Raw genomic sequence first — 5,435 nt, 5'->3', positions numbered from 1 at the left:
GGCACCCGCCGCGGCAGATTTGCGGATTTTGGACAGGGTTCTGGACCGGCCAATCCGCCGCGACGGCCTACTATTTCCCTCCGGACCAGGAGTTCGGCGCCGTGCCCCGCCTGGCCAGGGCATGGCTGTGCATTCCTGTTCCGCCGAGGCCGAATCGATGCCGCCATCCACCGCCCATGGCCATGATGCCGCCCTGGCCAGGTCGCGCGACCTGGAGGCGTCCCGCCGGGGCCAGGTCTGATGGTCGCAGCGCCCGACCCCGCCGGAGGCCAGGAGCCAGCCGGCACGACGCTGCGCCGTCTGTGGGAATGTCCCGATTGCGGGCTGCGTCAGGTCGTGCCCGCGTTGCGGCCCGGGACCGCTGCCCATTGTCTGCGCTGCAACCGCCTGCTGCGCCGGGCGCGCCATGAGCCGTTGGGGCGGGCGCTGGCGCTCAACCTGGCGGCGCTGGTCCTGATCGGCGTCGCCTGCCTCATGCCGCTGATGACGGTAAGCGCCGGCGGTATGGACCTGAGCGCCAACCTCTTCTCCGGGCCCAAGAACCTGCGCTCCGACGGGCTGTGGGAGCTGTCGGCCGTGGTGCTCTTCACCAGCGTCGCGGCGCCGGTCGTGAAGGTTCTCGCCATGACCTATGTCCTCGGCGGACTGCAGTCGCGGCGTCCCTGGCGGCACCTGCGGCAGGTCTTCGCCTGGATCGAGTGGCTGCGCCCCTGGTCGATGGTCGAGGTTTACCTGCTCGGCGTCTTCGTCGCTTATGTGAAGCTCATCGACCTGGTGCATATCGAGCTCGGCCCGGCGATCTATGCGCTGGGCGCCCTCATGCTGACCATGGTCGCGGCGGATGCGGTGCTCGACCGCCAGGCGGTCTGGGAGGCGCTGGACCGCCAGGAAGCCGATCCCGCCCGGGCATCCTGGGAATCGCCGGGCCTCATGCCGGAGCCGATGGTGGGTGCGATCGCCTGCGAGGTCTGCGGCCTGCTCGGCCAGCCCGACCCGGACTGGCCTGCGCATTGCCTGCGCTGCGGCGCCCGCCTGCACCACCGCAAGCCCAACAGCATGGCCCGCGCCTGGGCACTGATGATCGCCGCCGTGATCTTCTACGGTCCGGCGAATTTCTATCCCGTCCTGACGGTGATCCAGCTCGGCTCCGGCGCGCCCAGCACCATCATGGGCGGCGTGGTGGAGTTGCTGGCGAGCGGCATGCTCCCGCTGGCGGCGCTGGTGTTCTGCGCCAGCGTCGTCATCCCGGTGCTGAAGCTGATCGCGCTCGGCGCCATGCTGGTGGCGACCCGGCTCGGCTCCGCGCGCTGGCTGCGCGACCGCACCCGGGCCTACCGCATCGTCGCGGCCATCGGGCGCTGGTCGATGATCGATGTTTTCATGGCCTCGATCCTGGTCGCGCTGGTGCATTTCGGCGGGCTGGTCAACATCCGCTCGGGCTTCGGCGCGGTCGCTTTCGCCAGCGTGGTGATCCTGACCATGCTGGCGGCCGAGGCATTCGACCCGCGGCTGATGTGGGACGCCGCCGGCGCGCAGGAGGAGGCGATGGCATGAGCAGCGTCCTGCACCCCGAGGCCAGCCTGCGCGCCAGGGTCGATCTGCGGCCGCGCCTGTCGCCGATCTGGCTGGTGCCCCTCGTCGCGGTGCTGATCGCCGGCTGGCTGGTTTGGGACGCCATGGCGAAGCGCGGCCCGCTCATCACCGTGACATTCCAGTCCGCCGAGGGCCTGCAGGCCGGTCAGTCGCATCTCCGGCATCTCGACGTGGATGTCGGCCTGGTTGAGAGCATCTCGCTGAACCCCGACCTGGGCGGCGTGAGGGTGGCGATCCGCACGACGCGCGAAGCGGAGCCGCTGCTGACCGAGAACGCGCAGTTCTGGGTGGTGCGGCCGCGGCTCTTCGCCGGCAGCCTCTCGGGCCTCGGCACACTGCTGTCCGGCTCCTATGTCGAGGTGATCCGCCCGGCCGAGGGCGGCCAGCGCCAACTGAGCTTCACCGGTCTCGAGGATCCGCCGGTGCTGGAGGCGCATGTCCCGGGCCGTACGGTCGAGTTGCAGGCCAGCCGGATCGGCTCGATCAGTGTCGGCTCACCGATCTTCTTCCGGGACCTGAACGTCGGGAAGGTGCTCGGCTGGGATCTGGGCAGCATGGCCGAGAGCGTGACCATCCATGCCTTCATCCGGGCGCCCTTCGACCAGTACCTGCGCGCCAATTCCCGCTTCTGGAATGCCTCGGGCGTCTCGGTGCAGCTCGGGGCCGAAGGCGTGCAGCTCCAGCTCGAATCCCTGGCGGCCTTGCTCCTCGGCGGGATCGCCTTCGACACGCCAGACGACAGCCGCGTGGCGGCCGGCACCGCCATCCCGGCGGCCTTCCCCCTGTATCCCAGCGAGCAGGCGGCGAAGGACCAGACCTATGGCCGCCACGTGAAGGCCCTGGCCTATTTCGAGGGCTCGGTCGGCGGCCTGGCGGCCGGGGCGCCGGTGACCTTCCAAGGCCTGCGGGTCGGCCAGGTGACCAGCGTCGAGCTGGTATACGACCCGGCCAGCGACATGATCCACGCGCCGGTGCGGTTCGAGGTCCAGCCCGAGCGCATCGCCGACGTGCAGCCGGCCGCGAGGCGCGGCCCCGTGGAGAACGCGAAGATCCTGGTGGCCAAGGGGCTGCGGGCGCAGCTGCAGAGCGCCAACCTGCTCACCGGTCAGATGCAGGTGGCACTGGAGATGATCCCCGACGCGGCACCGGCGGAATTGGTGGTCGAGGGCGACGTGCTGGTCATCCCGGCCGTGCCGGGACAGATCGCCGGCGCCATGGCCGCGGCGAGCCAGCTTCTGGCGAAGATCGAGAAGCTGCCGCTCGACCAGATGGGCGCGAGCCTGGAGGCGACCTTCCGGGGCGTCGAGAAGATGGTGAACAGCGACGAGCTTCGGCAGTCGCTGGCCTCGCTGCAGGCGACGCTCGCGGGCACGCAGGATGTGGTGAAGCGGCTCGACGAGGGCATGTCGCCCACCCTGCGGCAGCTGCCGGCCATCACCGCGAGCCTGCAGGGAACGCTGACCCAGGCAACCCGCCTGCTGGCCTCGGCCGACCGGGGCTATGGCGACAACTCGCGCTTCAGCCGTGACCTCGAGCGGCTGATGCTGCAGCTGAACGATACCGCCCGTTCGCTGCGGGGGCTGACCGACCTGCTGAATCGCCATCCGGAGGCGCTGATCCGTGGCCGGCAGGGGTCGAACTAGGATGCCGCCCGCGTCACGCCGCGCCCTTCTCCTGCTCCTCGCGGCTGCCGGGTGCCGGTCCACGAACCCCACCCTGTACAGCCTCGTCGTGCCACCTGGGCCGGCGCTTCCCGCCGGCCCGAAGATGGTCGCAGTGCGCGAGGTGAGCCTGGCGGGCTATCTCGACCGGCAGCAGATCGTGCGCTCCTCCGAGGATTACCGCCTGACGGTGGCCGAGAACGACTGGTGGGGCGAACCGCTCGGCGGCATGCTGACGCGTGTCCTGGTCCAGGCCCTGACGCAGCGCCTGCCGCGCAGCAACGTGATCGGGGCCGATACCGCGATCCAGATGACGCCGGACGCCACCGTCGAGATCAGTATCCAGCGGCTGGATGCGGAGCGCGATGGCAGGGTGACCCTGGTCGCGCAGATCGCCGCCGGCCACCGGGGTGGCCGGCGCGAGCCGGCGATGCGGTCCTTCACCACCTCCGTTCCGTCGGATGGTCCGGACATGCGCGCCTATGTCGCCGCGGCCAGCGTCGCGGTTGGGCGGCTTGCGGATGCCACTGCCGGCATGCTGCAGGGGTAAGGACGTCCGCCTGTCCAAAGAGTGTTCGCTCTCGGATCCTCGCGCCACACCATTCCTTCCTGTAGACCCGCGCTCCGGTTGGCCTGCGACCGCGCGGAAGCCCAGGTTGGGCCAGGGATTGCGCGGCGACCTGGGGAATTCAGGACCGCAACGAAAGCCGGAACCGCTCTCCGGAGTGCCCGGGGCAGATTGCAGGGCGAGGCGGTTGCGCCTGCGGGGATGGCGTGATTCACCCTGCTCATGTCGCCGCCCGACAGCGCACCGCTGGAGACCTTGTCACTCGCTGATCTGCGGGAGTTCGTTGGCACGCTGGTGGCGAAGGTTGCCGACCTCGGGGCGGCCAATGCGACCACAAGCCACGCAACATCGCTCACTTTGATCAGTTCGGCGCTGTTGGAGCGCGTTGAGATCATTGAGCGTCGCGGCACCTGCCATCAGCTTGCCAACGACGATCGCCTGACCTGGGTGCCGGACTGTGGCTGAAGCGGAGCGTACAACTGCGCCGTTCAACAGCGCGCTCGAAACCGGCGTGCGTGCCCTAGCGATCCTCGCTGAGGCCCACCCCTCAGCCTATGATCTCCAGAGACTGCTCTATTTCGATTACCTTGTCGTGCATTCCCAGGACGCGGATGGTCCGGAAAGCCTGCACCCCAACACGCCGCTGCGGAATGGGGAGCTGCTCGTTCGACGCGGGATCATCGAACGGGGCCTGCTGTTGTTATTGACCCGGCCACGTCGTTCTTGAAGGCTCTGCCTGCTGTACCCGAATAGCTGACATCATGAAGCAGGTGAACATGCGGAGCCTGACGCCGGAGGTGCAAGAGGAGCGCCGGCGACAGGTGATCGGGCTGCGTCAGGCGGGGCAGACCTATGCCGCGATCGCAGTCCAGGTCGGGCTGACCCAGACCGGGGTTTTCGATATCTGCGAGCGCTTCGCCGAGCACGGCCCGGCGGGACTGAAGAGCAAGCCGCGCGGGCCGGCGCCGGGGCATGGCAACCTGCTGACGGCCGAGCAGGAAGCCGAGGTCCAGGCGCTGATGCGCCGGCAGATGCCGGACGCGGTGGGGCTGGACTTCGCCCTCTGGAGCCGGGCAGCGGTGCAGGCGCTGGTCTGCAGCGCTTCGGCGTGGCGGTGGCGGTGCGGACGATGGGCACCTACCTGGCGCGCTGGGGCTACACGCCGCAGAAGCCGCTGCGGCGGGCGTATGAGCAGGACCCGGCGGCGGTGCGGCGCTGGCTGCGGCGGGAGTACCCGGCGGTCGCGGCGCGGGCCAAGGCTGAGGGTGGCGTGATCTTCTGGGGCGACGAGAGCGGCCTGCGCTCGGACGACCTGCGCGGCCGCAGCCATGCCCCGCGGGGTGAGACCCCGGTGGTCCGCCCCAATCACCGGCGGGCCAATGTCGGCCTGGTCTCGGCGGTGGCCAACAGGGGCGAGGTGCGCTGGATCGTCCTCAACGGCGCGATCAAGGCCCCGACCCTGATCCGCTTCCTCGAGCGCCTGGTGCGCGAGGCCGGACACAAGGTGTTCCTCATCCTCGACCGCTTGCAGGTGCACCGGGCGCGGCTGGTCCGCGACTGGCTGGCGGGGCGCGAGCCTCAGATCGAGGTGTTTCACCTGCCGGCCTACAGTC

General features: G+C 69.7%; 6 protein-coding genes and 1 pseudogene. All 7 read left to right on the top strand.

The window, feature by feature from the left end:
* Positions 1–240 precede the first annotated feature (240 nt).
* Positions 241–1,554, top strand: a complete 1,314-nt coding sequence (locus Q7A36_RS38125; RefSeq protein WP_305109016.1) for a paraquat-inducible protein A — start codon at positions 241–243, stop codon at positions 1,552–1,554.
* The gene (locus Q7A36_RS38120; protein ID WP_305109015.1) at positions 1,551–3,236 is read left to right on the top strand and encodes a PqiB family protein; all 1,686 of its coding nucleotides are present in this window, start codon (positions 1,551–1,553) and stop codon (positions 3,234–3,236) included. Before Q7A36_RS38125 ends, Q7A36_RS38120 begins: the two co-directional genes overlap by 4 nt.
* 1 nt (position 3,237) lies before the next feature.
* The gene (locus Q7A36_RS38115) at positions 3,238–3,804 is read left to right on the top strand and encodes a PqiC family protein (protein ID WP_305109014.1); all 567 of its coding nucleotides are present in this window, start codon (positions 3,238–3,240) and stop codon (positions 3,802–3,804) included.
* A gap of 240 nt (positions 3,805–4,044) precedes the next feature.
* Positions 4,045–4,287 carry an ABC-three component system protein gene (locus tag Q7A36_RS38110; protein ID WP_305109013.1) on the top strand — a complete coding sequence of 81 codons (243 nt, stop codon included), beginning with the start codon at positions 4,045–4,047 and terminating at the stop codon, positions 4,285–4,287.
* Positions 4,280–4,549, top strand: coding sequence for an ABC-three component system middle component 2 (locus tag Q7A36_RS38105; protein WP_305109012.1), 270 nt, complete (start codon positions 4,280–4,282; stop codon positions 4,547–4,549). The genes Q7A36_RS38110 and Q7A36_RS38105 overlap by 8 nt, the downstream gene beginning before the upstream one ends.
* A 34-nt stretch (positions 4,550–4,583) precedes the next feature.
* Positions 4,584–4,814: pseudogene (locus Q7A36_RS41925) on the top strand (helix-turn-helix domain-containing protein); the annotation flags it as partial.
* A gap of 137 nt (positions 4,815–4,951) precedes the next feature.
* A partial coding sequence (locus tag Q7A36_RS38100) for an IS630 family transposase (RefSeq protein ID WP_305109011.1) occupies positions 4,952–5,435 on the top strand: 484 nt, incomplete at its 3' end.

Origin of the sequence: Paracraurococcus lichenis, from assembly GCF_030657435.1 — a bacterium.
GTDB classification, from domain to species: domain Bacteria; phylum Pseudomonadota; class Alphaproteobacteria; order Acetobacterales; family Acetobacteraceae; genus Paracraurococcus; species Paracraurococcus lichenis.
This window is presented reverse-complemented; position numbering and strand designations above follow the sequence as displayed.